The sequence below is a fragment of the Xenorhabdus budapestensis genome, assembly GCF_002632465.1.
Taxonomy (GTDB): domain Bacteria; phylum Pseudomonadota; class Gammaproteobacteria; order Enterobacterales; family Enterobacteriaceae; genus Xenorhabdus; species Xenorhabdus budapestensis.
Genome location: NZ_NIBS01000002.1, coordinates 29,379 through 55,320, shown reverse-complemented (window position 1 = coordinate 55,320; position 25,942 = coordinate 29,379). Strand labels below are relative to the sequence as shown.

Genomic DNA, 25,942 nt, shown 5'->3' with positions numbered 1-25,942 from the left:
CGTAATTAACGTATTGAACTTTAAGGTAAAATATTTCATGCAAGTGATCTTTCGTGTGGGTCACCACTGTAGATAAGGATTTTAAATGCCTATAATTACTCTTCCTGACGGTAGTCAGCGTCAATTTGAGCATGCTGTCTCTGTGATGGATGTTGCTCGCGATATCGGGGCTGGGTTGGCAAAAGCGTGTATTGCTGGTCGTGTTAATGGCGAATTGGTGGATGCATGTGAGTTAATCGAAACCGATTCCACTCTTGCTATCATCACCAGTAAAGATGAAGAAGGTCTGGAAATCATCCGCCATTCATGCGCTCATTTGTTGGGGCACGCAATCAAGCAGCTGTGGCCTAATACGAAAATGGCAATTGGCCCTGTGATTGACAACGGTTTCTATTATGATATCGATTTGGATCGCTCTTTGACGCAGGAAGATATTGAGCTGCTTGAGAAACGCATGTTGGAACTTGCCAAGAAAGACTATGATGTTATCAAGAAAAGCGTCACTTGGCAGGAAGCTCGTGATACTTTTGTGGCTCGTGGTGAAGAGTATAAAATCCAGATTTTGGATGAAAATATCAGCCATGATGATCACCCAGGTCTGTATCATCATGAAGAATACGTGGATATGTGCCGCGGCCCTCACGTACCTAACATGCGTTTCTGTCATCATTTCAAATTGCAGAAAGTTGCAGGTGCATATTGGCGCGGCAACAGCGATAACAAAATGTTGCAACGTATTTATGGTACTGCATGGACGGATAAAAAACAGCTTAACGCTTATTTGTTGCGTCTGGAGGAAGCTGCAAAACGTGACCATCGTAAAATTGGTAAGCAGCTTGATTTATACCATATGCAGGAAGAAGCGCCGGGTATGGCATTCTGGCACAATGACGGCTGGACCATTTTCCGTGAGCTGGAAACTTTTGTTCGTGTCAAATTGAAAGAGTACCAATATCAGGAAGTCAAAGGCCCATTCATGATGGACCGCATCCTGTGGGAAAAAACCGGGCACTGGGAAAACTATAAAGAGAACATGTTCACCACATCATCGGAAAACCGTGAATACTGCGTAAAGCCGATGAATTGCCCTGGTCACGTCCAGATTTTCAACCAAGGGTTAAAATCCTACCGTGATCTGCCTCTGCGTATGGCTGAGTTCGGCAGTTGCCATCGTAATGAGCCTTCAGGTGCGTTACATGGTTTGATGCGTGTTCGCGGTTTTACTCAGGATGATGCTCATATCTTCTGTACGGAAGAGCAGATCCTGCAAGAAGTCAGTAACTGCATCAAAATGATTTATGATGTATACGCTACATTCGGTTTTGAGAAGATTGTTGTTAAGCTATCGACTCGGCCGGAAAAACGCATTGGTACTGAAAAACAGTGGGATGAAGCGGAAACTGATCTCGCAGAAGCACTGAAAATGAATGGTATTGAATTTGAATACCAGCCTGGTGAAGGTGCGTTTTATGGTCCTAAAATTGAATTTACTTTGTATGATTGTTTGGATCGTGCGTGGCAATGTGGTACTGTGCAGCTAGATTTTTCACTGCCAGCGCGTTTGAGCGCGTCATATGTCGGTGAAAATAATGAACGTAAGGTTCCTGTAATGATCCACCGTGCTGTTCTTGGTTCCCTTGAACGGTTCATTGGTATCCTGACAGAAGAATATGCTGGGTTCTTCCCAACATGGCTGGCACCTCAGCAGGTGGTTGTCATGAATATTACGGATGGTCAGTCAGATTATGTACAGGAATTGGTTAAAAAACTTCAAAATGCAGGCATTCGTGCAAAAGCAGACTTGAGAAACGAGAAGATTGGCTTTAAAATTCGCGAACACACTCTGCGTCGAGTGCCTTACATGCTTGTCTGTGGTGATAAAGAGGTCGAGTCAGGAAGAGTTTCCGTTCGTACCCGCCGAGGCAAGGATTTAGGTAGCATAGATGTCAGCGAGTTTACAGAGAAACTGCTGGCAGAAATACGCAGTCGTAATCTTCGTCAATTGGAGGAATAAAGTATTAAAGGCGGAAAAAGAATTCAACCGGCGCGCCCAAATCGCATTAATGAAGAGATTCGCGCCTCTGAAGTTCGTTTAACTGGGTTAGATGGCGAACAGATTGGTATTGTCAGTCTGAGAGAAGCTCTTGAAAAAGCTGAGGAAGCTGGTGTTGATTTGGTGGAAATCAGCCCAAATGCCGAACCGCCGGTTTGTCGTATCATGGATTACGGCAAGTTCCTCTATGAGAAGAGTAAGTCAATCAAAGAACAGAAAAAGAAACAAAAGGTTATTCAGGTCAAGGAAATTAAATTCCGTCCTGGTACAGATGAAGGCGACTATCAGGTCAAACTACGCAACCTGGTTCGTTTTCTGGAAGATGGCGATAAAGCCAAAATCACTCTGCGTTTCCGTGGACGTGAAATGGCGCATCAGCAGATTGGTATCGAAATGCTTAACCGCATTCGTGGCGATCTGAGTGAACTGGCTGTAGTCGAATCCTTCCCATCGAAAATCGAAGGCCGCCAGATGATCATGGTGCTCGCTCCTAAGAAGAAATAGTCAGGCAGACAAGTAATAGGTTCTAACCAGTTTGGATGGGGCCTATTCGCCTTACTAGTTCGTTGTAATTAACAATGCGAAGTGGATATTAAAATGCCAAAGATTAAAACAGTACGCGGCGCAGCTAAACGCTTCAAGAAAACTGCAAGTGGCGGTTTCAAGCGTAAGCACGCTAACCTTCGTCACATTCTGACTAAAAAATCAACTAAGCGTAAACGTCATTTACGTCCAAAAGGCATGGTCTCCAAAGGTGATCTGGGCCTGGTTGTTGCTTGTTTGCCATACGCATAAGCAATTTTTTAGATTAGAACTCAGAGACGATAGGAGAAGTATATGGCTCGCGTAAAACGTGGTGTTATTGCCCGTGCACGTCACAAGAAAATTTTGAAACAAGCGAAAGGTTACTACGGTGCTCGTTCGCGCGTTTATCGTGTTGCTTTCCAGGCTGTTATAAAAGCTGGTCAGTACGCTTACCGTGACCGTCGTCAGCGTAAACGTCAATTCCGTCAACTGTGGATTGCTCGTATCAACGCTGCTGCACGTCAAAACGGTATGTCTTACAGCCGTTTCATCAACGGCCTGAAAAAGGCTTCGATTGAAATCGACCGTAAGATTCTGGCTGATATCGCTGTATTCGACAAAGTAGCATTTGCTGCTCTGGTTGAAAAAGCGAAGGGCGCTCTGGCATAAGTCAGGTTAGAAGAGGGAGCAACGCTCCCTCTTTTACTTTTTTCAAAAATATGCTTAGTATTAGCCAAGTTTGCTAATCAGGCTAAAATAGTCGGGTTAGGAAGCATATAGGAGAGAATAAAAATGATAAAATTAGCCTTTTTTCGTTTCTTTTTTTACTTTACCACCTGAAATCAGGGGGCTTTGCGCGTAATAAAAGAAACGAAAAACAGCGCTTGAGCCTCCAGTGTGGAGGCTTTTTTATTTCTATGACCTCATTAAGAGATATACACATATTGATGAAGGCATAGTCGATAACAACTAAAAGGCCATCTGGCCGAAGGAAGAGGAAAACGATGTCACATCTTACTGAGCTGGTTGCGAAGGCAAAAGCAGCCGTAGAAGAAGCCCAGGATGTTGCCGCGTTGGATTTGGTGCGAGTTGAATACCTGGGAAAAAAAGGCCATTTAACTCTCCAGATGTCATCGTTGCGTGACTTGCCTGCCGAGGAACGTCCAGCAGCAGGGGCTGTTATTAATCAGGCAAAACAAGAAGTCCAGGAAGCTTTGAATGCACGTAAGGATAAATTGGAAGCGGATGTTCTGAATGCTCGTTTGGCAGTAGAAAAAATTGATGTTTCATTGCCTGGCCGTCGTATGGAAAATGGCGGATTACATCCTGTCACTCGCACAATTGAACGCATCGAAACTTTCTTTGGTGAGCTAGGTTTTTCTGTTGAGTCAGGCCCGGAAATTGAAGATGACTATCATAACTTTGATGCCCTGAATATTCCTTTGCATCATCCGTCTCGTGCTGATCATGATACTTTCTGGTTTGATGCAACGCGTTTGTTGCGCACGCAAACCTCAGGGGTACAAATCCGCACAATGAAAGATCGTCAGCCACCGATCCGCATTATTGCTCCTGGCCGTGTATACCGGAATGATTATGATCAGACACACTCGCCAATGTTTCATCAGATAGAAGGGTTGATTGTTGATAAAAATATCAGCTTCACCAATCTGAAAGGTACGCTGCATGATTTTTTGAACAACTTTTTTGAAGAAGATATGCAAGTTCGTTTCCGTCCGTCTTATTTTCCATTTACTGAGCCATCCGCAGAAGTTGATGTGATGGGGAAAAACGGCAAATGGTTGGAAGTATTAGGCTGTGGCATGGTGCATCCGAACGTATTGCGTAATGTCGGTATTGATCCTGAAGTTTATTCTGGCTTTGCCTTTGGTATGGGAATGGAACGCTTGACTATGCTGCGTTACGGCGTGACTGATCTGCGTGCTTTCTTCGAAAATGATTTGCGCTTCCTTAAACAGTTTAAATAAGGCGGGAATATCTCATGAAATTCAGTGAACTCTGGTTACGCGAGTGGGCGAACCCTGCCATCAGCAGTGAAGAATTGTCTGATCAAATTACCATGGCAGGTTTGGAAGTGGATGGTGTTGAAAAAGTCGCGGGTCAATTCCACGGTGTTTTTGTTGGTGAAGTTGTTGAGTGTGCTCAGCATCCGAATGCGGATAAATTGCGCGTTACAAAAGTCAATGTAGGCGGCGACCGCCTGTTGGATATTGTCTGTGGTGCGCCGAATTGCCGTCAAGGGCTTCGTGTAGCTGTTGCTACTGTTGGCGCTGTACTACCAGGTGATTTCAAAATAAAAGCTGCCAAATTACGTGGTGAGCCATCAGAAGGTATGCTCTGTTCATTCTCCGAACTGGGAATTACCAGTGATCAGGATGGCATCATTGAACTGCCTGCGGATGCGCCAATTGGCACCGATTTACGTGATTACATGAAACTGGATGATAATGCGATTGAAATTAGCATTACACCTAACCGCGCTGATTGCTTGAGCATTCAGGGCGTTGCACGTGATGTTGCGGTTATCAATAAACTGTCAATGGTTCAGCCAGAGATCGAATCTGTTAAACCATCTACGGATGCAACATTCTCTATCCGTGTTGATGCACCAGAGGCTTGCCCACGTTACCTCGGACGCGTTATCAAGAATGTTAATATTAAGGCAGTGACACCATTATGGATGCGTGAAAAGCTGCGTCGTGGTGGTATTCGTTCTATTGATCCTGCTGTTGATGTGACCAATTATGTGTTGCTTGAATTGGGTCAACCATTGCACGCATTCGATTTAGAACGTCTCAGCGGCTCAATTATTGTGCGCATGGCAGAGCAGGGTGAAAAATTAACACTGCTAGATGGTAATCACGCGGAACTTTCTGCTGATACTCTCGTCATTGCCGATGAAAAGCAACCACTTGCAATCGCAGGAATTTTTGGCGGCGAATATTCTGGTGTTAATGCTGAAACCCAGCATATTCTGCTGGAATCTGCTTTCTTTGCACCACTAGTAATTACAGGTCGTGCCCGTCGTTATGGTTTGCATACAGATGCTTCTCATCGTTTTGAACGAGGTGTTGATCCACAGCTTCAATACAAAGCGATGGAATATGCGACTCAGTTATTGATTGCTATTTGTGGCGGGGAAGCTGGCGAGATCATCGATGTTACCAGTGAATCTCATCTGCCGAAGCCAGCAACTATCATTCTGACTCGCCGCAAATTGGATCGTTTGGTTGGTCATCATATTGCTGATGAACAAGTAACAGATATTCTGACACGTTTAGGTTGCCAGGTAACAAAGCATAATGATTGCTGGGAAGCAGTTGCACCAAGCTGGCGTTTCGATATGCAGATTGAAGAAGATCTGGTTGAAGAAGTTGCTCGTATTTATGGTTATAACAATATCCCTGATGTACCCATATGTGCTGATCTGGTGATGACTTCACATCGTGAAGCGGACTTATCCCTGAAACGTGTGAAAACCATGCTGGTGGATAAAGGTTATCAAGAAGCTATTACCTATAGCTTTGTTGATCCTAAGATCCAGCAATATTTGCACCCACAGCAAGAAGCGTTGCTCCTGCCAAATCCAATTTCAGCTGATATGTCTGCAATGCGTCTGTCTTTGTTGACAGGATTATTGACTACTGTTGTGTATAATCAGAATCGTCAACAGAATAGAGTTCGATTATTTGAAACAGGTCTACGTTTTGTGCCTGATGAAAGCGCAGAATATGGGATTCGGCAGGAATTGATGCTTGGCGGTGTAATCGCCGGAAATTGTTTTGATGAACACTGGTTGATTGAAAAACAAGCAGTTGACTTTTTTGATCTGAAAGGTGATTTAGAATCCGTTTTAGAACTGACGGGTAAACTATCCGAGATTTCCTTTAAAGCAGAAGAACATCCTGCTTTGCATCCCGGACAAAGTGCTGGGATTTATCTGGGAAATAATTATATTGGTTATATTGGGGTTGTTCATCCAGAGCTGGAACGTAAACTTGACTTGAATGGCCGCACCGTGATATTCGAATTGTTGTGGGCCAATCTTGCGGACCGCATAATTCCTGAAATGAAGGAAGTTTCTCGCTTCCCATCCAATCGCCGTGATATCGCGATAGTTGTGCCTGAAAATGTAGCCGCAGAAGATATTCTGGTTGAATGTAAGAAAGTTGGCATAAATCATATAGTTGGCATAAACTTATTTGACGTGTATTGTGGTAAAGGTGTCGCGGAAGGCTATAAAAGCCTTGCTATTAGCTTAATCTTGCAGGATACCTCGCGTACACTGGAAGAAGAAGAGATTGCTGCGACCGTTAACAAATGCGTTGCTGCATTAGAACAGCGATTCCAAGCATCCTTGAGGGACTGAACTTATGGCGCTTACTAAAGCTGAAATGTCAGAAAATCTGTTTGAAAAACTGGGTATTAGCAAACGTGACGCTAAAGATCTAGTGGAAATGTTCTTTGAAGAAGTGCGTCGTTCTTTGGAGAATGGGGAGCAGGTTAAATTATCTGGATTTGGCAACTTTGATTTGAGAGATAAAAATCAACGTCCAGGTCGTAACCCGAAGACTGGTGAGGATATTCCAATTACTGCTCGCCGAGTTGTCACTTTTCGTCCGGGGCAGAAGTTGAAAAGTCGGGTAGAAAGAGTTTTACCAAAAGAATAATGCATAAAAAGACCGCTATTAAGCGGTCTTTTTCTTATTTTCCATTCTGAATAATTTCACTCTCCATGTTACCTACATACTCTTTATCGACACTTTCTATCTCTGAGCTGATCACACGCCAGAAAAAACGTGATTATCGGATGATGGTACTCTTATCCGCCTTGTCAATTGTGTTGTTTATTTTATCACTGTGCGCAGGGGAAATATGGTTCTGGCCCGATCAATGGTTGTCTGATCCTGCACGGCTTTTTGTTTGGCAATTAAGATTACCCAGAGCACTGGCGGTGTTTGCCGTTGGTGCAAGTTTGGCGGCGTCTGGTGCAGTTATGCAGGCACTATTTGAGAATCCATTGGCTGAACCCGGACTATTGGGAATTAGTAATGGCGCGGGAGTGGTGGTTGTTTTTCTGATCCTTGTTTTTCATGGTATTGCTCCATTGTGGATATTAAGTATCGGTGCAGTTTTAGGAGCATTACTTATGACCACGATTTTATTGGCTTTCTCTAAAAGGCATTGGGTGACTAATGCACGTTTATTATTAATTGGCGTTGCTTTCGGTGTTGTATTCGGAGCCATGATGACATGGATGGTTTATTTCAGCACCAGTCTGGACTTGCGCCAATTAATGTACTGGATGATGGGTAGTTTTAGCGGTATTGATTGGCGGCAAATATGGCAAGTGATCGTATTGATCCCTGTTATTTTCTGGTTAAGTAGAACCGGGAAGATACTTAATTATCTTTCCCTGGGGGAATTGCAGGCGCAACAATTGGGAATATCTCATAATAAATGGCGTAATTTATTTGTATCGGCTGTGGGATTATTGGTTGGTTTAAGTGTTGCCCTTGCCGGAGCGATCAGTTTTATCGGTTTGGTGCTTCCCCATATTCTGAGGTTGATTGGTCTTACGGATCATAAGACTTTACTACCAACCTGCACATTGGCGGGAGGGAGTTGCTTGTTATTGGCAGATTTAATTTCTCGTTTATCTTTATCCCATGCTGAAATACCGATCGGTGTTGTCACAGTAACATTAGGAGCTCCCATTTTTATCTGGCTGTTATTAAAAACACCTCGGACATAGCTACATGTTAATCATAGCTACATGTTAATCATAACTACATGTTAATCATAATCATGCATTAATAAGTGACCTAATAGATTACGGAAAAGCACGAAGAGAATAACAAAGAAATAAAAGAGTAGAGAAGATAGCATGATTCATCGACCGCTTTTAGTATTGGATAATATCACCGTCAGTAACAGGCTGGCTTCACTGTCTGCATCAGTGAAAGCTGGCGAGAAAGTTCACTTAGTTGGGTTGAACGGTTCAGGAAAAAGCACTTTGCTTGCAGCAATTGCCGGAGTTTTGCCTCACGGTGGCAGTATTTATATCAATGGCAAAGAATTGCGTGATTATCGACAAAGTGAATTAGCGCAATGTCGGGCATGGTTTTCTCAGTCCGCTTCAGCTCCTGTTATGCCTGTTTTTCAATATTTGGATATGTATCGTCCTGAATTAGCACGATTGCCTGAAGGAGAAGAGGTGTTATATGAACTTTGTCGGCAACTGAAATTAACCACATTACTGTCTTCAACAATTGGGCAGTTATCGGGAGGAGAATGGCAACGGGTCAGGTTGGCTGGTGCTTTTTTGCAGGTATGGCCTGAATTGAATCCGGCTGGAAAATTATTACTTCTTGATGAACCAACTAATAACCTTGATATCACTCAACAAGCTATTTTAGATAAATTAATTAATCAGTTTTGTACATTAGGTGGTTCTGTTTTATTGAGTAGTCATGATCTTAATCATACTTACGAACAAGCTAGTAATGTATGGTTACTTTTACGAGGTAAATTATTTATGTATGGTATTACACAGGATATTATGAATGAAATAAATTTATCTGAAATTTTTGAAATAAACATTAGACATATCCAAAATAATAACTATAAATTATGGAGGGTCAATCATGATTAATTTTCATAAAAACAATCACTTTAATTGATTGTTTTTCAATAATCTATTGATTGCCATGATTTTATTTGCTTGTTATTATTTTTTTAATGGATATTTTCTACTATAAAATAAATCAGGCTACACAAGGCGATTATGGATAATTCTTTACCATTCTCTCGTCCATCAATTGGAAATGAAGAGATAGAAGCAGTAGAAAAAGTTTTACGTTCAGGTTGGATTACAACAGGGCCACAAAACCAGCAATTAGAACAGGATTTTGTTCGTATGTTTGGTTGCAGGCATGCGATAGCTTTGAACTCTGCTACGGCGGGAATGCATTTAGCCTTGCTGTCGTTAGGTATTGGATCTGGTGATGAAGTAATAACGCCTTCCCAAACCTGGGTTTCTACTGTCAATATGATTTGCCTGTTAGGTGCAGAGCCAGTTATGGTCGATGTGGATCGTGATACTCTGATGGTTAATGCCAAAACGATTAAACAGTCTATTACGCCGAGAACTAAAGCAATTATCCCTGTCCACTACGCAGGTGCGCCCTGTGATCTTGATGCCCTGCGTGCGGTTGCAAAAGAAGCTGATATCCCCTTGATTGAAGATGCCGCTCATGCAGTGGGAACCCGCTATAAGAATGAATGGGTTGGTGAACGAGGAACGGCTATTTTTTCTTTCCACGCCATCAAAAATATGACATGTGCGGAAGGCGGCATGTTGGTTACAGATAGTGATGAACTTGCGCAGCGAGTTCGTTGTTTGAAATTTCATGGGTTGGCCGTTGATGCCTTTGATCGGCAGATCCAAGGCAGGAAACCTCAGGCAGAAGTTATTGAACCGGGCTTCAAATATAACTTATCAGATATTCATGCGGCAGTGGCGGTTGTCCAGCTAAGTAAATTGGCATCTATGAATGCCCGCCGCCGGGAGCTGGCAGCACGATATTCTTCTGCTTTAAAAGATACCCCTTTACAGATGTTGAGTGTGCCTGAATATGAACATCGGCACTCTCATCATTTATTCATGGTACGTGTTGATCAAAGTATTTGCGGTATTGACCGCGATGCTTTCATGACACGCTTAAAAGAACGCAATATCGGCACGGGATTACATTTCAGAGCGGCACATACACAAAAATATTATCGGCAACGTTATCCAGCTCTGTCTCTGCCCGAATCTGAGTGGAATTCGGCAACACTTTGTTCGTTACCCCTTTTTCCGGATATGAACAATGATGATGTAGATCGTGTCGTGAATGCCGTGTTGGAAATTCTTGCGGAGTGTAGATAGTGGTGTTTGAAAAAATAAAAAAAGTTTCGGTTGTTATTCCGGTTTATAACGAAGAAGAAAGCTTGCCCCAATTATTGGAAAGGACGATATCTGCATGTCAACAACTTGAGCAGAAGTATGAATTAATTTTAGTCGATGATGGTAGCCGCGATAGCTCCGCCGACATTTTGACTAAAGCGGCTGAAGATCTTAAAAATCATGTCATTGCAATTTTGTTGAACCGTAATTATGGGCAGCACTCTGCAATTATGGCGGGATTCCATCAGGCCGATGGTGATCTTATCATCACCCTTGATGCAGATTTACAAAATCCACCGGAAGAGATCCCCCGTTTAGTGAGAACAGCTGAAGAGGGATATGATGTTGTCGGTACACGCCGTGCCAATCGTCAGGATTCTTGGTTTCGTAAAACCGCCTCTAAGATTATTAATGCAATGATCACGAAAGCAACGGGGCGTTCAATGGGGGATTACGGCTGTATGTTACGGGCATATCGCCGCCATATTGTGCGAGCAATGTTGCAGTGTCATGAACGCAGCACATTCATTCCTATTCTGGCTAACACATTCGCCCGCAAAACAATCGAAATTGATGTAGCTCATGCAGAGCGTGAATTCGGTGATTCTAAATACAGCTTTATGAAGCTGATAAACCTGATGTACGACTTGTTAACTTGTCTGACAACCGCACCGTTACGGTTATTGAGTGTTGTAGGAAGCATTATTGCTGTGACAGGTTTCCTGCTGGCCGTGTTGCTGATCGCTTTGCGCCTTATCTTTGGCTCTATATGGGCTGCTGAGGGAGTGTTTACTTTATTTGCCATCCTTTTCATGTTTATTGGTGCACAGTTCGTTGCGATGGGGTTACTCGGAGAATATATCGGCCGGATATATAACGATGTTCGTGCACGTCCACGCTATTTTATTCAAAAAGTGGTTGGAGCTAAAAATCCAACAGTAATTAAGGAAGAAAAAAAATGAAAGCCGTTATTTTTGCCTATCATGATATTGGTTGTGTCGGGCTTAATGCATTAGTGAGAGCGGGGTTTGATATTCAAGCTGTTTTTACGCATGTCGATAATCCGAATGAAAATAATTTTTTCTCTTCTGTGGCCCATATTGGTGCGAATATGGGCTTACCTGTATTTGCTCCGGAGAATGTGAATCATCCACTCTGGATTGAACGTATTAGTGAAATGCAGCCGGATGTTATTTTCTCATTTTATTATCGCGATCTGCTCAGTCAGGATATTTTATCACTGGCAACAAAAGGAGCATTTAACTTACATGGTTCTTTATTACCTAAATATCGTGGTCGTGCTCCTGTTAACTGGGCGATATTAAATGGTGAGACAGAAACAGGTGTAACACTGCATAAAATGGTAGCTAAGGCAGATGCCGGAGATATTGTTGCTCAACAGGCAGTACAGATTGAGAAAACAGACACTTCATTGGATATTCATGGCAAAATTCGTGAAGCCGCAGTTGAGCTATTGAATAATATTCTGCCTCAGATAAAGGCGAATAATTACTCATCTATTCCGCAGGATGAAAATCAGGCAACCTATTTTGGTCGCAGGACAGCAGAGGATGGGGAAATTTTCTGGCATAAATCTGCCGAAGAGATTAATGACCTCGTCCGGGCGGTGACAGAACCCTATCCAGGTGCATTTACTTTCCTTGGTGAGCGTAAAATTACTATTTGGCGCTCACACCCAATTAATAAAGTTCATGATAAACAGCCAGGAACCGTGATTTCTACGGATCCACTGCTTATTGCGTGTGGAGAAGGGGCATTAGAGATTGTCAGTGGACAGAGTGAATCTGGTATTTATGTGCAGGGTAGCCGACTCGCTTTAGAAATGGGGATTATGGCAGCTATTCGGCTTGGGCCAAAAGTCACAACACAAATCAGCCTTCGTAAACGTGTTTTGATTCTGGGGGTTAACGGATTTATCGGTAATCATCTGACAGAACGTCTGTTGAGCGATGGTAATTATGATATCTATGGAATGGATATTGGCTCTTCTGCCATTGAGCGTTTTATTGGTAACCCAAATTTTCATTTTATTGAAGGAGATGTCAGCATTCACACAGAATGGATCGAATACCACATTAAAAAATGTGATGTTGTGCTGCCATTAGTGGCGATAGCTACACCTATCGAATATACCCGTAACCCGTTGCGTGTTTTTGAGTTGGACTTTGAAGAAAACCTGAAAATTGTTCGCTATTGTGTGAAATACAATAAACGGATTATTTTTCCGTCCACTTCTGAAGTTTATGGCATGTGTGATGATAAGGAATTCGATGAGGATACTTCTCGTTTAATTGTAGGGCCAATCAACAAACAGCGTTGGATCTATTCAGTTTCTAAGCAATTGCTTGATCGTGTTATTTGGGCATACGGTGAAAAAGCCGGTTTGAAATTTACTTTGTTTCGACCATTTAACTGGATGGGGCCAAGGTTAGACAATTTGAACTCAGCCCGTATTGGGAGTTCAAGGGCAATTACTCAGTTAATTTTAAATCTGGTGGAAGGTTCCCCCATTAAGTTGATTGACGGGGGAGAGCAAAAACGCTGTTTCACCGATATTCATGATGGAATTGAAGCGTTATTCAGAATTATTGAGAACCAGAATGGCTTGTGTGATGGTCAGATTATCAATATTGGTAATCCGATGAATGAGGCCAGTATTCGTCAATTAGCTGAAATATTGCTGAATAGCTTTGAAAAACATGAGCTACGTGGATATTTTCCTCCGTTTGCCGGATTCAAGAAAATCGAAAGTAGTAGTTATTATGGTCAGGGGTATCAGGATGTTGAACACCGTAAGCCCAGCATTAAAAACGCGGAACATCTGTTGAGATGGAAACCCACGATCAATATGGAACAAACCATTGATGAGACATTGGATTTCTTCTTGCGTGATGCTGTGAAAGAGCTAAAAAGGAAGAAAGAATATGCAGGGCATATATGATGCAAAAAGTTGGCTTGAGGATTGATGTAGATACTTATCAGGGCACCAGGGAAGGTGTGCCGCAATTACTTAAAACTTTACGGCGTCATCATATTCAGGCTAGTTTCTTTTTCAGCGTTGGCCCAGACAATATGGGACGGCATTTGTGGCGTCTGTTAAAGCCTAAATTTTTGTGGAAAATGTTGAGATCAAATGCCGTATCTCTTTATGGTCTGAATATTCTATTAGCTGGTACAGCCTGGCCGGGAAAGAAAATTGCAAAAGATTTAGGTTATCTGATGAAAAAAACCCTGGATGCAGGCCATGAAGTTGGTCTGCATGCTTGGGATCATCAGGGTTGGCAGGCAAAAGCAGGACATTGGTCAGAATCAGAACTGGCAGAACAAATACAACTTGGTATTAATGCCCTGGAAAAGGCGACAGGACACTCCGTAACATGCTCTGCTGTTGCTGGCTGGCGGGCAGATGAGCGTGTACTGGCAGTCAAACAGCAATTTGGTTTTGACTACAACAGTGATTGTCGTGGAACACATCCATTCAGGCCATTGTTGCCGGATGGGAGCTTAGGTACTGTTCAAATTCCTGTGACATTACCGACTTATGACGAAGTTGTCGGAACGCAAGTCAGTGATGCGGATTTTAATCACTTTATTCTTGATGCAATCAAAAATGCTCAGGGTGTTCCTGTCTATACCATTCATACAGAAGTTGAAGGAATGTCCAAAGCGCCGCAGTTCGAGGAACTATTGGATATGCTCCACCAGCAAGATATTCAGTTTTGCAAGTTATGTGATTTATTACCAGAAAATAGAAACACCTTGCCTGTTGGGAGAATTATCCGTTCAGATTTTCCTGGTCGTGAAAGCTGGTTAGGTTGCCAACAAGAGGTATAAAACAAATATGTCGAATACTTGGACGAGTAGAGCCGGGGCCGTTCTGATGGCTCTTTTTTTTATCTTTACTTACCTTATCCCTCTGAATAGCCGTCTTTTGTGGCAACCAGACGAGACACGATATGCTGAAATCAGTCGGGAAATGTTACAACGTGGAGATTGGATAGTTCCTTATTTTTTAGATATCCGTTATTTTGAAAAACCAGTGGCTGGATATTGGATAAATAATATTAGCCAATGGATCTTTGGGGATAATAATTTTGCAGTGCGTTTTGGTGCTGTATTCAGCATTATAATTAGTGCATTTCTTCTTTATCGGTTAGCTATGATGATGTGGCAGTCTCGCCAGACTGCATTTATTGCTAGTTTGATTTATCTCTCCATGTTTATTGTCTTTTCTGTCGGCACTTATAGTGTTCTTGATCCAATGTTTTCACTATGGATCACGGCAGGAATAGTGAGCTGTTATTGGGCATTAAAGGCCAGTAGTCGCCGTGAACGGATTTGGGCTTGGTCTGTACTAGGTATAACCTGCGGCATGGCGTTTTTGACAAAAGGTTTTCTGGCATTGGCTCTGCCGGTAATATCCATGATACCGATCACGATATACCAGAAACGTTTTTTGGAAATGGTTCGTTTTGGCCTGCTTGCAATTATTTGTGCTGTTTTGATCAGTCTGCCGTGGGTGATCGCAATTGCTTTGCGAGAGCCTGATTATTGGCATTATTTTTTCTGGGTAGAACATATACAGCGTTTTGCTTCTGATCATGCACAGCATTCCGCCCCATTCTGGTATTACCTGCCGGTATTGATTTTAGGTGTTATTCCGTGGCTAGGATTATTACCTGGTGCTTTGCTCAAGAGTTGGCAAGAGAAGAAAAATCATCCTGAGATGTTCTTTCTGTTTTGCTGGTTTTGTGTCCCATTGCTATTTTTTAGCATTTCTAAAGGAAAACTGCCGACTTACATTCTGCCATTTATCGGGCCATTAGCGTTGATGATGGCAAAGTATGCTATTGATAACATGAAGAATGGCAATATGAAGACATTAAAGCTCAATGGGTTGATAAATGTTTTCATTGGATTGATAGCAATACTGGCGCTTGTATTTCTGGAAATTGTTTCCAGTCGTCCTCTTTACCAACCCAATGAATGGGTTAAATGGGTGATAGGGATTTTCACTTTTGGATTTTGGGGGATAGTGGGCTATTTCTGTTTTATACACAATGGCAAACGTTGGCAATGGGCTGCCGCTTGTTCAATTGTGCTGAGTTTATCAATAGGTAGTGCATTACCAGATAAGACAATTGATTCTAAACTACCGCAGGATTTTATCAGGCAAAATGAAAAAGAGCTGGCTGAAAGTAAGTATATTTTGTCTACATCGGTTGGTTTAGGAGCCGCAGTTGCGTGGGAATTGAAACGCAGTGATATTTACTTATTTCAAAACAAGGGTGAATTGAAGTACGGATTGAATTATCCAGATAGTCGCAATAGGTATATAACACAGGAACAATTTCCCTCATGGTTGACCAGTGCACGGAAAGAGGGACAGGTTGCAATTGTTTTCTTATTGCCTACAAAAGAGAGGCTTCCTGAGTTGCCTGAACCTGATTTGATACAGCGTAAATATCGTTTTGTCCTTGTGATTTATAAGAAGCAACCGTGATATGAACAGTAGTATAGGGTTATTGATACTGGTTAGTTTACTAACTTGTGCAGGACAAATTTGTCAGAAACAAGCTGTTACCAGTTGGGGCAAAAAAGATGTCCCCTATAAACTGGCAATTGTAGTGGCATGGCTGATTGGTGCTATTCTTCTGTTGGGTATAGGAATGATATTCTGGCTACATTTGTTGCAAGCTCTACCACTGAGTATTGCTTATCCTATGCTGAGTATTAATTTTGTACTGGTAACGTTGATCGGACAATTTCTGTATCATGAAAAAGCCGGGATAAGACACTGGATAGGTGTGTTTTTAATTATGTTGGGAATTTTATTGATGAGCTTAAATCAATGAAAGGGTATTTTTGGGGAGTGGCAAGCGTCCTGCTAATTACTGTTGCTCAACTATTATTGAAGTGGGGAGTCGTACAATTACCTGAGCTTTCTTTATCATCTGCACATTGGTTAGATATCGATTGGCTTTGGTTGCATCATAAACCTTTATTGATGGTGATGGTGGGATTAGTGAGTTACGCATTATCCATGTTCAGTTGGTTTTTTGCTTTGAAATACCTGCCGTTGAATAAAGCCTATCCGCTTATCAGTTTGAGCTATGTTTTTGTTTATTTATTGGCGGTACTATTACCCTGGTTTAATGAAAATATCTCACTACTGAAAACAATAGGGATCCTGTTAATTTCATTGGGAGTTTGGTTTATTAGCAGACCAGAAGGCAGAGAGGCTGATTGATGATTATAAGAATAAGACATTTATGCTTGTTACTGAGCTTATTTCTGATTGGGTGTTCCAATCCTATTTCGAAGTCAAACTTACCTCCATTGCGAGCAGCACTTTCTGATCCGATTATTGTTATTACACAGTTAAAAGAGCAGCTTACACAATGGCAGGGTACACCTTATCGTTACGGTGGCATGGATCGGCGAGGTGTTGATTGTTCTGGTTTTGTTTATCGTACTTTTTATGATCGTTTTAATATCCTGCTTCCACGGACAACGAGTGAACAGACCCAATTGGGTACACGGATTAATAAAAAGGATCTAATGCCGGGTGATCTGGTTTTTTTCAAAACCGGTAGCGGTGATAATGGGTTACACGTTGGTATTTATGATATCAACAATGAATTTATTCACGCATCGACCAGTAAAGGTGTAATGCGTTCCTCTCTTGATAATATCTATTGGCGTCGTGTTTTTTGGCAGGCCCGCAGAATATGATCCCAGTCTGAGTCACCAATTGAATTAATACATTATGATATCCTAACACACTGTTTTTGCTTTGTTCGGAGACAAATAATGTCCACATTACGCTTACTGCTGTCTGATTCCCACGATCCCTGGTTTAATCTCGCTGTTGAAGAGTGTATTTTCCGTCAAATGTCGCCAGAGCAACGTGTTTTGTTCTTATGGCGTAATACAAATACTGTTGTTATAGGGCGGGCTCAGAATCCGTGGAAAGAGTGTAATACACGGCGTATGGAACAAGATGGTATAAAACTGGCTCGACGTAGTAGTGGCGGTGGGGCAGTTTTTCATGATCTGGGGAATACGTGTTTTACCTTTATGGCGGGTAAGCCAGAATATGACAAAACGGTTTCTACTCAAATCATTCTGGATGGATTAAAAAAATCCGGTATTCATGCGATAGCTTCTGGTCGTAATGATCTGGTTTTGCCTTTATCGGATGGGGAACGCAAAATTTCTGGGTCGGCGTATCGTGAAACTAAGGACAGAGGTTTTCATCACGGCACATTACTGATTAATGCAGATTTGAATCGCCTTGTGGATTATCTCAACCCTGATCCTAAAAAGTTACAGGCAAAAGGTATTCCTTCTATCCGTTCCAGAGTGACAAACTTGTCAGAATTATTGCCGGATATTACACATGAAAAAGTGTGCGAAGGGATTATAGAGGCATTTTCTGAATATTTTGGCGAAGTTGTGCAACCAGAGCTTATTTCTCCACAAGCTTTACCGGATTTATCGGGCTTTGTTGATATTTTTAGCAAGCAAAGTAGTTGGGAATGGAATTTTGGTCAGGCACCTGCATTTAGTCATACACTGGATACCCGATTTCGTTGGGGTGGTATTGAATTACATGTTGATATTGAACGTGGAATTATCAATCGTTGTCAGATTTTTACTGATAGTTTAGAACCTGCCCCATTCGAATTATTAGCAGAAGAACTGATTGGTGTACTGTATCAGCCGGATGCCGTTGGGCAAGTGATCCAGCGCATCAAAGAACAAAATCCTTTGTTGGATATGGAATTGCAGCAATTTGCTCATTGGTTGGTTGATGCGCTGAAATAAAAAATAATTTAGGGGATTTAACAATAAAAAATGGTCAACGACAGGGACGTTGACCAGAAAAGGGGGACACTTACTATAAACACATTTTGTAAATCGGGATTGGACGATTAGTTATCGGTTGTCATTATTCGAACACCTATTTTTCCAATGGCTTACTTTTCACAATGATTTATTCTTCACAATATAAAAATGCCTTCAGCTCAGGTAATTGCCCATTCTCTCTGAACTTAGCCGGTGTTGTATTGAAGTGTTTCTTAAATATCCGGGTAAATGTAGCCTGAGAACTAAAACCATATTGCAGGGCAATATCCAGGATAGGTAAATCATCTTCACGTAAGGATTTAGCGGCTTCATGGAGCCGGCGCCGACGTACATATTGACCAAGTGTGCAACCTTTCAGCTCTTTAAAGATCCGCTGTAAGTGCCATTTCGAATAACCACTTTTATGTGCAATGGCATCTATTTTGATGCTTTCAGTCAGTTGAAGTTGGTTTTCTAACCATTTAACAATATCGTTAATAACACTTTCTAACATATTCACCTCCCACTGGAGTGGGGCTTGTGCTAAAAGAGACCGATATATAAATAATGATTAATATTATCGAAAGGCTCATTTTAAGAATTTATTTTATACCGTATATGCAAAATGTGCGATTTTGAATCAATGAATATTAACTATCGTTATTTTCTGAATTACTGAGTGTTCTTAAAGGGCATGGATGGTATAAAAAAATATTGGTTAGTCAGATAGAATCGACAATTGCACTCAGCATTGGGTGCTTTTTTATTTTATATGCACTGGTAATAGCTGGAATAACAGGATTGTTATTTTTAGATGTTAATTACCTACACAATCGTGTATCTGAAGGCTCACTCACAGAAACTTTTCAGGAACTTTCACTATTTATAATTGCAAGCTTGCTGTTTCATGAAGCTGTACACAATCTGAAACTAAGAGCATCACTTATCCTGATAGCGGGTTTTTTTAGTTGTTTGTTGATTAGAGAATTGGATGCGTGCTTTGATAAAATTTTTCATGGAGCATGGTCATGGTTCGCGATCCCTTTGGCTGTGGTTTGCATTGTATATGCTTGTACACAAAGACAGAAACCGCTTGTTGGGCTTGTTTATTTTACTCGCCACCAAAGCTACGGGATGATGGTTTGTGGTTTATTGTGTGTGCTGGTGTTTTCCCGTTTGTTCGGTATGGGAGCACTATGGCAAGGATTGATGGATGAGCACTTTAATCGCACAGTCAAAAACATGGTAGAAGAGGGCTGTGAAATGTTAGGTTATGTCTTATGCTTGATTGCTACACTCTGGTATTTACCTGCCGCCCGACAGCAACGTATGGCTGACGTTAAATAATCTTTACCTCAGTAAATTGTGGGTATAATTATTTCAGAATCATATAAATTCAAGCCCGGTTTTTTGGATTGGGGAAAAGAAAATTTAATAGAGCGGATGGACTAAGAGTTGAGGACTGGACGCTTGAGTAAGGGACTTATCAAAATGGGATAAGTCAATAAGGGCATAATTCTTTGAATTATGCCCTATTCGCTTAATCTTGATTTTCGATTAAAGATGGATCACGGTCATATTCAACTTTCTTAGCATATAGCATCAGCTTTTTAGGTATTCAGACATGGCCATTATTGCCGGAGGTAAACTTGTGGTTGGTAAGTTTCGGGATGCTGGGTTACGCCTAAATCAGCCCGATACCATTGTTTAAGGATATCATCCCGCAGGACATCCTGTGGTGTGCCGGATGCGACTAACTTTCCTTGATGTAATAGGATAATTTTATCCGCATAGAGTGCAGCCAGATTTAGATCGTGCAATACACAGCAGACAGCAAGAGGGCGTTGACGGGTCAGGTTATGAACGAGTCGCAATGTATGCTGTTGGTGGTAAAGATCCAATGCTGAAGTTGGTTCATCCAAAAACAGACAGGACTTTGTTGGCTCTGGATGCCAGAGTTGAGCCAGAGTCCTTGCCAATTGAACACGTTGCTGTTCTCCGCCAGAGAGTTGCTGATAATTCCGATACCTCAGTTTTTCACACTTTGTTAAGGCAATTGCATCATCAATCGCGATTTTCTTATGAGCGTTTTCATGGGGGACTCGCCCCATTGCAATAATTTCTTCCACGCTGAAAGGAAAATAAAGCGAACTGTATTGCCGCATTACTGCACGGATCCGGGCAAGTTTTTGGGTTGGCCATTGGGGTAAGGGGATTCCTTGTAACAGGCATTCGCCACTGTTTGGTAAAACATAACCTGTTAACAGCCGTAATAGCGTGGATTTGCCTGCGCCATTGGGACCAATAATTGCAACAACCTCTCCTTGATGGATAGAGAGCGAAACCTCTTTGATGATTTGGCGCTGCCCAATGAAGTAGTTCAGATTTTTGGCTTCAAGTAAACTTTTTGACATTATCGGCTCCATTACAAACGGCCTTTTGATGGTTTAAGGATTAACCCTAAGAAATAAGGGGCACCAATTAAACCGGTAATAAGACCGACCGGCATTTCGGCGGGAGCAACTAACGTTCTGGCTAATGTATCCGCAGTTAACAAAAGACATGCACCACCCATTGCTGATATTGGTAGTAACCAGGAATGATCACCACCAAACCGCAATCTGGCAAGGTGGGGAATAACCAGACCAATAAAACCGATAACACCACTCAACGCGACCGCACAGCCAATCAGCAAGGCACTAAGCAGTAGTAATTGAAACTTAGTTTGTTGGACATTAATGCCTAAATAGTGGGCTTCTTCATCACCCAATTGTAGTAGATTGAGTTTTCGAGACTGACTGAGTGCTAACAGGCTGACAGGAATAATAATAGAAGCGGCAATAACTAGTGTCGGCCATTCAATCTGGCTTAGTGAACCCATCATCCAAATGGTAAATTGACGTAATTGCTGGTCATTACTGATATAGCTCAATACACCGATAAATGACATGCACAGTGCATTAATGGCGATACCTGCAAGCAGCAATTTCGATAAATTGCCGTGGCTATATTTATTTAACGAAAAGATCAGCAATGAGACTAATAAACTACCACCAAAAGCTGCAACAACATGACCGTATAACGCAATACTTTCAGGTAACATATTGCCTGGTAAAGAGAAAGGCAAAAAGGTGGGCACAACAATGATTATTGCCACAGTCAGTGCTGCACCACTGCTGATCCCTAATAATCCGGGATCAGCAAGAGGATTACGAAATAATCCCTGCATTATGGCACCGGAAACAGCCAGCGCACCGCCAATCAGAATCGCCAATAGAATACGTGGTAGCCGGATATTTAACCAGATTTGCCACTGTGGGTCATCCAAAGAGGATTCCCACAGCGTTTTAAAAGAAAGAGGCAATGCCCCCATATTGGCTGAACTGATTACCAGAATAAATAGCAATACGCCCAGTAACATCAAACCAAAGCTGGGGGATTGGGTACGACTCATTGCACTTTCTCCGCAGCCTCACGGACTTGTTTCATAACTTCCGGGGTGTGGATACCGAATCCGAGCAAACTCATTTCATCCACAACGACAACCTGTTTTTTCTTTCCTGCCGGAGTAAAGTTCAAGCCCGGAAGTTGCCACAGTTTATCCACACCACCCAGCGTTTTCAGTCCCTCGGTGCTGACCAGCAGCAAATCAGGCTGGCTGGCGATAACACCTTCCTGAGATAAAGGGCGGTATCCTTTAAATCCCTGCATGGCATTTTTGGCACCAATGGCATGAATAATCTTATCCGCAGCGGTTTGTTGGCCGGCTGCCATTGGCATAATCCCTCCGTGACTCATAACAAACATCACTTTTGTGGGAATGTTTGACGTGGTGATTGCAGCCAATTGTTGTTGATATTGAGTGATTAGCTCTTCACCACGTTTTTCCTGATTGACCGCCTTGGCGACGGTCTTGATTTTTTCAGGAACGGCTTCTAACGAGGCTTTGCTGGTCACTTTAATAACTTTTACACCGGAATCTTCGACTTGCTTGAGTGCCAGAGAAGGTTGGGCCAATTCACTAGTGAGCATCAGTGACGGGCGCATAGACAAAATCCCTTCTGAATTCAGCATTCGCATATACCCCACATCTGGCAATGAAAGTATTTCTTTAGGGTTCTGACTGGTACTATCCCTGGCAACAACATGCTGTCCTTCGCCAAGTGCAAAAACGATTTCAGACACATCACCGCCAATTGTGACAATACGTTCAGCGGAGAACGCACTGGAGGAGATGGTAAGCATAAAGGTTAGAAGCCACTTTTTCATGCTACACAAGTTTCCTTTTCTGGTTGCAGTTTAGGTAGTGCGGCAATTTGTTCACGCCATTGTGTTTGCTCAGGAGTACCTTCGGTACGCTGACCATACAGTTGGGCGATTTGGTTACCATCCGCATCGAACAACTCAAGGCTGGTGACGAAACCATCTGTTGTTGGCTTGCGTGTGATCCAGCTTTCAGCAATAGCACTTTCAATCAGGTGCAACGTGAAGTTACGATTAAAAATATTAGCCCATTTCTGGGAAGAGTTTTCTTCCTGATATGGCATCAGACGCTCAAGTTTACCAGTAAAGATCTGGATACAACCGCGATTTCCGACGAAGATCATAATTTCATTTTGGTCTTTGTGTGCAACTTCAAGGATCTGAGTCAGGGCAGAATTCTCTACACGGTAAGCCAAATCATCTTTAACAGCATTGAAAATCTGCTGACGATTCAGATTATGACGTTTCATCATGATGAAGAACTGGTGAACGTCGGTCATTGCACGCCACTCTTCATCCAATTGTGTTTTCAGCTCTTCAGTCACTTTTGCATATTCAGAGACTTCTTCAGGTTTCACTTCCAGCACTGGGTTTTCATCTGTCTGATATTTTTCAATCAGGGCTTCCCATGCAGCCATATCAGTATTTGCGGTTGTATACACTTTATGCAAAGCATCGCCTTGACGATCAAAGAACTGGATGCTGTGACGCATACCATTTTTCGCAGGTTCTACCAGAGAAAAAACACTGTTCCAATGCTCAAAGAACATACGTAAATCTAGTTCACGCGGGTTTAGGATCAGACCAACATGCTGGCTGAACTTCGTGTTTTCGTAACGGCCAACCTGTTCATGAACAGCAAAGTCATTGCGGGTAATGGCCTTGGTTTCACCGACTGTTGCCAGTTCTTGTAGCAGGGTAGGAGCATCAACGTTCAAACGTTTTGCGTCGATACCGACACGACTGTGCAGTAATTCTCCTTCACTGATATTAAGATAAGCGGCTAAGTCGCGTGCATATTTAGCTTTATTATCCGCTTTTGCCTGTAGGTAACGTTCATAAAGTGACTGATTCACAGATACTAGCTCCTTAAAAAAACTGCGTTAAAGGTTAAGAATTAGTGTTGTTATTCTTTACCACTGATAGCTGACAAACAGTTTGGCATTACGGCCACTCTGCGGTGCACCCAGTGATGAGTAATATTGCTTGTCGAAAGCGTTGCCGAGTACGACAGAGGTCGTTACACCTTTTAGCTGGTCTTCACCGTGGTAACTGATGTAAAAATCATTGACGCCATAGCCTGCATATTGGGTAACTTTTTGTCCACGTTCATTTTTGTTACCATTAATGCCTTTGAACTGGGTACGTTGAGTAAACTTACCGATCCAACCAATAGAAAAACCGCTACTGGAAAGAGGAATATCTAGTGTGCTGGTCACCGTATCAGGGCTGAGGGCATCAATAGTTTTGCCAGTTTGTTCATTTCTGCCTGTAGTGCGGTTGTAAGCCAGATCCCACGAGAACCAATCAGTGTTATATGTCATCGATACATCCCAACCCCAAATTTTTGCTTTGGGGATATTCAGGGAAGTCGTAAATCCTTTCCTAAACTCTACGGAAGTGGTGATATAGTCTTTTGCTTTGGTATCAAAATAGCTGGCTTTGAATTTCAGGCCATCATTGTTGGTAAACAGTTCATCGAAACGTAACCCGAAGCCATATTCCAGAGTTTCATTGCTTTCAGGGCGTAAGTTAGGATTAGGTTTCCAGTAATTATTTGGAAAATGTTTGGAATCGTTATACATCTCTCCCATTGTCGGTGAACGGAATGCCTGAGAGTAAGAAGCAAACAGCATTGACCAATCTGTTGGGGTGATACTGATAGCACCTTTTGATGACCATTTATCGGCATTGATATCTTTATATTTATCATTTGATGCTTTGTAATTGTCGTAACGTGTACCGATGATAAATGAAATTGGTAAGTCACGAATGGTTATCTCATCTTGCAACCAACCAGATGCAAAACGGATGTCCGCATTCGGAAATCCATTTATATAATTGCTGCTTGGTTTTTGTTTCTGTTTATATATTTCGCTACCATAAGTAAATTGATGTGCAGCAAAGGAGTTAGCATTCAAGTGCGAACGGTTTTCCAATTTTATACCGTAAGTTTCCTGTTTACGGCCTTCAAAACCATTTTTCTCACTCTTAGCATCAATACTAATGTTGGAATAGTAAATATCTGTTCTGAAATTTAACCAGTTATATTCTGCCGGATTCAACTTGTAAGTCAGTTGCGCATCACGTTGTGTTGTGGTGCGATCAGCCTGTTCTGTTTTATCTGCTGTTTTGACAGATTGTGGGTTCAGTGGCTCATTGGCCTTATTGCGATAATAACGAAGTTCGCCACCAATTGATTGGCTGTCATCAATTTGCCATGTCCCTTTGGTCAGTACATTGCCGATAATTTCATCATTCTGGCCTTTTACCCCGCCGCCATAACGAATATTGCCAACATCACGGGTGCTGAAACTAAATAGACCATCAAGATTATCGGTTTTACCAAATGCGGCTCCGCCGAATCCCCAACTGTGATCCCCAGTTCCGGCACGACTAAAAACACGAAAACCGCTATTTTGCCCTGCCTGTAAGAGATCTGCTGCATCAACCGTCTGATAGGCAATAACTCCACCTAATGCGCTACTGCCATAGAGTAGGGCAGATGGGCCTCGGACAACTTCAACTTGTTTAATCAGTGAGGGATCAAGGAAAATACCATTAATGTGCCCGGTATCAGTACCTTGACGAACACCATCAACCAGCATTAAAACACCTTTTTGAGAGTAACCACGCATACTGATATCTTGCCCGTTAGCACGCCCGTAATCCGCAGTATTAATCCCGGGGATCTTGCTCAGCAAGTCATTTGCATTGCCTGCAACTTTACTGCTGGCTGAGTTACCTTCAATAACTGTTACTATCATAGGTGCTTCAAAACTGTCGCGCTGATTCCCTGTGGCATAAACTGTCAGCGTATCTTTATGAGGTTTACTTTTTTCTGCTGGGGCTGTTTTATCAGTTGGGATGGTTACTGCGTGAGCAGAAGACAACCCTGTCAGAATGACAATACTTAATGCAGACAATTTTAGGTTTGGTGGTTGAATTCGGGTCATATAGGTTATCTCCATAATTTTGCTGTGTTTTAAAGCACATGAATGGTTTTGAAACACTCATATATCGTTTTAATCACCATG

25 protein-coding genes and 1 other annotated feature are annotated in these 25,942 nt (G+C 42.2%); of the genes, 19 read left to right on the top strand and 6 right to left on the bottom strand.

Annotated elements, in window-relative coordinates; all coding sequences use genetic code 11:
• Positions 1-85 precede the first annotated feature (85 nt).
• The 18 genes from thrS to lplA all read left to right on the top strand — a co-directional run bounded on the left by thrS (position 86) and on the right by lplA (position 18,401).
• A complete protein-coding gene (thrS, locus tag Xbud_RS02935; protein ID WP_099134666.1) occupies positions 86-2,014 on the top strand; it encodes a threonine--tRNA ligase in 1,929 nt (642 codons plus the stop codon).
• A 3-nt stretch (positions 2,015-2,017) separates the two neighbouring features.
• The gene (gene infC / locus Xbud_RS02930) at positions 2,018-2,557 is read left to right on the top strand and encodes a translation initiation factor IF-3 (RefSeq protein WP_099134665.1); all 540 of its coding nucleotides are present in this window, start codon (positions 2,018-2,020) and stop codon (positions 2,555-2,557) included.
• A 93-nt stretch (positions 2,558-2,650) separates the two neighbouring features.
• A complete protein-coding gene (gene rpmI / locus Xbud_RS02925) occupies positions 2,651-2,848 on the top strand; it encodes a 50S ribosomal protein L35 (protein WP_006118955.1) in 198 nt (65 codons plus the stop codon).
• Positions 2,849-2,890: 42 nt separating this feature from the next.
• Positions 2,891-3,247: a 50S ribosomal protein L20 gene (gene rplT, locus Xbud_RS02920; protein ID WP_010847342.1), complete on the top strand. Its 357-nt coding sequence runs from the start codon at positions 2,891-2,893 to the stop codon at positions 3,245-3,247.
• A gap of 120 nt (positions 3,248-3,367) precedes the next feature.
• Positions 3,368-3,492: a sequence feature (Phe leader region), on the top strand.
• A gap of 90 nt (positions 3,493-3,582) precedes the next feature.
• Positions 3,583-4,566, top strand: coding sequence for a phenylalanine--tRNA ligase subunit alpha (pheS, locus tag Xbud_RS02915; RefSeq protein ID WP_099134664.1), 984 nt, complete (start codon positions 3,583-3,585; stop codon positions 4,564-4,566).
• Positions 4,567-4,580: 14 nt separating this feature from the next.
• Positions 4,581-6,968 (top strand): phenylalanine--tRNA ligase subunit beta, encoded by a 2,388-nt coding sequence (gene pheT / locus Xbud_RS02910; protein WP_099134663.1) that lies wholly within the window; start codon positions 4,581-4,583, stop codon positions 6,966-6,968.
• A 4-nt stretch (positions 6,969-6,972) separates the two neighbouring features.
• A complete protein-coding gene (gene ihfA / locus Xbud_RS02905; protein WP_099134662.1) occupies positions 6,973-7,269 on the top strand; it encodes an integration host factor subunit alpha in 297 nt (98 codons plus the stop codon).
• A 65-nt stretch (positions 7,270-7,334) separates the two neighbouring features.
• Complete coding sequence (gene btuC / locus Xbud_RS02900; protein ID WP_099134661.1) at positions 7,335-8,354, top strand: vitamin B12 ABC transporter permease BtuC; 1,020 nt, start codon at positions 7,335-7,337, stop codon at positions 8,352-8,354.
• Between the two features lie 132 nt (positions 8,355-8,486).
• The gene (btuD, locus tag Xbud_RS02895; RefSeq protein WP_099134660.1) at positions 8,487-9,254 is read left to right on the top strand and encodes a vitamin B12 ABC transporter ATP-binding protein BtuD; all 768 of its coding nucleotides are present in this window, start codon (positions 8,487-8,489) and stop codon (positions 9,252-9,254) included.
• A gap of 132 nt (positions 9,255-9,386) precedes the next feature.
• Positions 9,387-10,532 (top strand): UDP-4-amino-4-deoxy-L-arabinose aminotransferase, encoded by a 1,146-nt coding sequence (arnB, locus tag Xbud_RS02890; RefSeq protein ID WP_099134659.1) that lies wholly within the window; start codon positions 9,387-9,389, stop codon positions 10,530-10,532.
• Complete coding sequence (arnC, locus tag Xbud_RS02885; protein ID WP_169923023.1) at positions 10,529-11,512, top strand: undecaprenyl-phosphate 4-deoxy-4-formamido-L-arabinose transferase; 984 nt, start codon at positions 10,529-10,531, stop codon at positions 11,510-11,512. Before arnB ends, arnC begins: the two co-directional genes overlap by 4 nt.
• Positions 11,509-13,512, top strand: a complete 2,004-nt coding sequence (gene arnA / locus Xbud_RS02880; protein ID WP_099134657.1) for a bifunctional UDP-4-amino-4-deoxy-L-arabinose formyltransferase/UDP-glucuronic acid oxidase ArnA — start codon at positions 11,509-11,511, stop codon at positions 13,510-13,512. The genes arnC and arnA overlap by 4 nt, the downstream gene beginning before the upstream one ends.
• A complete protein-coding gene (gene arnD / locus Xbud_RS02875; RefSeq protein ID WP_099134901.1) occupies positions 13,512-14,405 on the top strand; it encodes a 4-deoxy-4-formamido-L-arabinose-phosphoundecaprenol deformylase in 894 nt (297 codons plus the stop codon). The genes arnA and arnD overlap by 1 nt, the downstream gene beginning before the upstream one ends.
• Positions 14,406-14,412: 7 nt before the next feature.
• Positions 14,413-16,074: a lipid IV(A) 4-amino-4-deoxy-L-arabinosyltransferase gene (gene arnT, locus Xbud_RS02870; protein WP_099134656.1), complete on the top strand. Its 1,662-nt coding sequence runs from the start codon at positions 14,413-14,415 to the stop codon at positions 16,072-16,074.
• Between the two features lies 1 nt (position 16,075).
• Positions 16,076-16,426: a 4-amino-4-deoxy-L-arabinose-phosphoundecaprenol flippase subunit ArnE gene (arnE, locus tag Xbud_RS02865; RefSeq protein ID WP_099134655.1), complete on the top strand. Its 351-nt coding sequence runs from the start codon at positions 16,076-16,078 to the stop codon at positions 16,424-16,426.
• Positions 16,423-16,821 (top strand): 4-amino-4-deoxy-L-arabinose-phosphoundecaprenol flippase subunit ArnF, encoded by a 399-nt coding sequence (gene arnF, locus Xbud_RS02860; RefSeq protein ID WP_099134654.1) that lies wholly within the window; start codon positions 16,423-16,425, stop codon positions 16,819-16,821. The genes arnE and arnF overlap by 4 nt, the downstream gene beginning before the upstream one ends.
• The gene (locus Xbud_RS02855) at positions 16,821-17,306 is read left to right on the top strand and encodes a C40 family peptidase (RefSeq protein ID WP_099134653.1); all 486 of its coding nucleotides are present in this window, start codon (positions 16,821-16,823) and stop codon (positions 17,304-17,306) included. The genes arnF and Xbud_RS02855 overlap by 1 nt, the downstream gene beginning before the upstream one ends.
• Before the next feature lie 78 nt (positions 17,307-17,384).
• Positions 17,385-18,401, top strand: a complete 1,017-nt coding sequence (lplA, locus tag Xbud_RS02850) for a lipoate--protein ligase (RefSeq protein ID WP_099134652.1) — start codon at positions 17,385-17,387, stop codon at positions 18,399-18,401.
• A gap of 169 nt (positions 18,402-18,570) precedes the next feature.
• On the opposite strand, the gene Xbud_RS02845 is transcribed toward lplA, so the two are convergent.
• Positions 18,571-18,936 carry a helix-turn-helix domain-containing protein gene (locus tag Xbud_RS02845; RefSeq protein ID WP_099134651.1) on the bottom strand — a complete coding sequence of 122 codons (366 nt, stop codon included), beginning with the start codon at positions 18,934-18,936 and terminating at the stop codon, positions 18,571-18,573.
• A 278-nt stretch (positions 18,937-19,214) separates the two neighbouring features.
• Between Xbud_RS02845 and Xbud_RS02840 the strand changes: the two genes are divergently transcribed.
• Positions 19,215-19,769: a hypothetical protein gene (locus tag Xbud_RS02840; protein WP_422645757.1), complete on the top strand. Its 555-nt coding sequence runs from the start codon at positions 19,215-19,217 to the stop codon at positions 19,767-19,769.
• A gap of 284 nt (positions 19,770-20,053) precedes the next feature.
• Here the strand turns inward: Xbud_RS02840 and Xbud_RS02835 are convergent, their stop codons facing one another.
• The 5 genes from Xbud_RS02835 to Xbud_RS02815 are packed head-to-tail and all read right to left on the bottom strand — an operon-like array spanning position 20,054 to position 25,861.
• A complete protein-coding gene (locus Xbud_RS02835) occupies positions 20,054-20,839 on the bottom strand; it encodes a heme ABC transporter ATP-binding protein (RefSeq protein ID WP_416778694.1) in 786 nt (261 codons plus the stop codon).
• Positions 20,840-20,847: 8 nt separating this feature from the next.
• Entirely contained in the window at positions 20,848-21,876 is a 1,029-nt protein-coding gene (locus Xbud_RS02830) for a FecCD family ABC transporter permease (protein ID WP_099134649.1), read from the bottom strand.
• Positions 21,873-22,691, bottom strand: coding sequence for a heme/hemin ABC transporter substrate-binding protein (locus tag Xbud_RS02825; protein WP_099134648.1), 819 nt, complete (start codon positions 22,689-22,691; stop codon positions 21,873-21,875). The genes Xbud_RS02830 and Xbud_RS02825 overlap by 4 nt, the downstream gene beginning before the upstream one ends.
• Complete coding sequence (locus Xbud_RS02820) at positions 22,688-23,761, bottom strand: hemin-degrading factor (RefSeq protein WP_099134647.1); 1,074 nt, start codon at positions 23,759-23,761, stop codon at positions 22,688-22,690. The genes Xbud_RS02825 and Xbud_RS02820 overlap by 4 nt, the downstream gene beginning before the upstream one ends.
• Before the next feature lie 57 nt (positions 23,762-23,818).
• Positions 23,819-25,861, bottom strand: coding sequence for a TonB-dependent hemoglobin/transferrin/lactoferrin family receptor (locus Xbud_RS02815; RefSeq protein WP_099134646.1), 2,043 nt, complete (start codon positions 25,859-25,861; stop codon positions 23,819-23,821).
• Positions 25,862-25,942 lie beyond the last annotated feature (81 nt).

Excerpts from the sequence above, each read along its gene's own strand:
- thrS (WP_099134666.1), top strand. The coding sequence starts at position 86 with ATGCCTATAATTACTCTTCCTGACGGTAGTCAGCGTCAATTTGAGCAT.
- rpmI (WP_006118955.1), top strand. The coding sequence starts at position 2,651 with ATGCCAAAGATTAAAACAGTACGCGGCGCAGCTAAACGCTTCAAGAAA.
- rplT (WP_010847342.1), top strand. The coding sequence starts at position 2,891 with ATGGCTCGCGTAAAACGTGGTGTTATTGCCCGTGCACGTCACAAGAAA.
- pheS (WP_099134664.1), top strand. The coding sequence starts at position 3,583 with ATGTCACATCTTACTGAGCTGGTTGCGAAGGCAAAAGCAGCCGTAGAA.
- pheT (WP_099134663.1), top strand. The coding sequence starts at position 4,581 with ATGAAATTCAGTGAACTCTGGTTACGCGAGTGGGCGAACCCTGCCATC.
- ihfA (WP_099134662.1), top strand. The coding sequence starts at position 6,973 with ATGGCGCTTACTAAAGCTGAAATGTCAGAAAATCTGTTTGAAAAACTG.
- btuC (WP_099134661.1), top strand. The coding sequence starts at position 7,335 with ATGTTACCTACATACTCTTTATCGACACTTTCTATCTCTGAGCTGATC.
- btuD (WP_099134660.1), top strand. The coding sequence starts at position 8,487 with ATGATTCATCGACCGCTTTTAGTATTGGATAATATCACCGTCAGTAAC.
- arnB (WP_099134659.1), top strand. The coding sequence starts at position 9,387 with ATGGATAATTCTTTACCATTCTCTCGTCCATCAATTGGAAATGAAGAG.
- arnA (WP_099134657.1), top strand. The coding sequence starts at position 11,509 with ATGAAAGCCGTTATTTTTGCCTATCATGATATTGGTTGTGTCGGGCTT.
- arnD (WP_099134901.1), top strand. The coding sequence starts at position 13,512 with ATGCAAAAAGTTGGCTTGAGGATTGATGTAGATACTTATCAGGGCACC.
- arnT (WP_099134656.1), top strand. The coding sequence starts at position 14,413 with ATGTCGAATACTTGGACGAGTAGAGCCGGGGCCGTTCTGATGGCTCTT.
- arnE (WP_099134655.1), top strand. The coding sequence starts at position 16,076 with ATGAACAGTAGTATAGGGTTATTGATACTGGTTAGTTTACTAACTTGT.
- arnF (WP_099134654.1), top strand. The coding sequence starts at position 16,423 with ATGAAAGGGTATTTTTGGGGAGTGGCAAGCGTCCTGCTAATTACTGTT.
- Xbud_RS02855 (WP_099134653.1), top strand. The coding sequence starts at position 16,821 with ATGATTATAAGAATAAGACATTTATGCTTGTTACTGAGCTTATTTCTG.
- lplA (WP_099134652.1), top strand. The coding sequence starts at position 17,385 with ATGTCCACATTACGCTTACTGCTGTCTGATTCCCACGATCCCTGGTTT.
- Xbud_RS02845 (WP_099134651.1), bottom strand. The coding sequence starts at position 18,936 with ATGTTAGAAAGTGTTATTAACGATATTGTTAAATGGTTAGAAAACCAA.
- Xbud_RS02830 (WP_099134649.1), bottom strand. The coding sequence starts at position 21,876 with ATGAGTCGTACCCAATCCCCCAGCTTTGGTTTGATGTTACTGGGCGTA.
- Xbud_RS02825 (WP_099134648.1), bottom strand. The coding sequence starts at position 22,691 with ATGAAAAAGTGGCTTCTAACCTTTATGCTTACCATCTCCTCCAGTGCG.
- Xbud_RS02815 (WP_099134646.1), bottom strand. The coding sequence starts at position 25,861 with ATGACCCGAATTCAACCACCAAACCTAAAATTGTCTGCATTAAGTATT.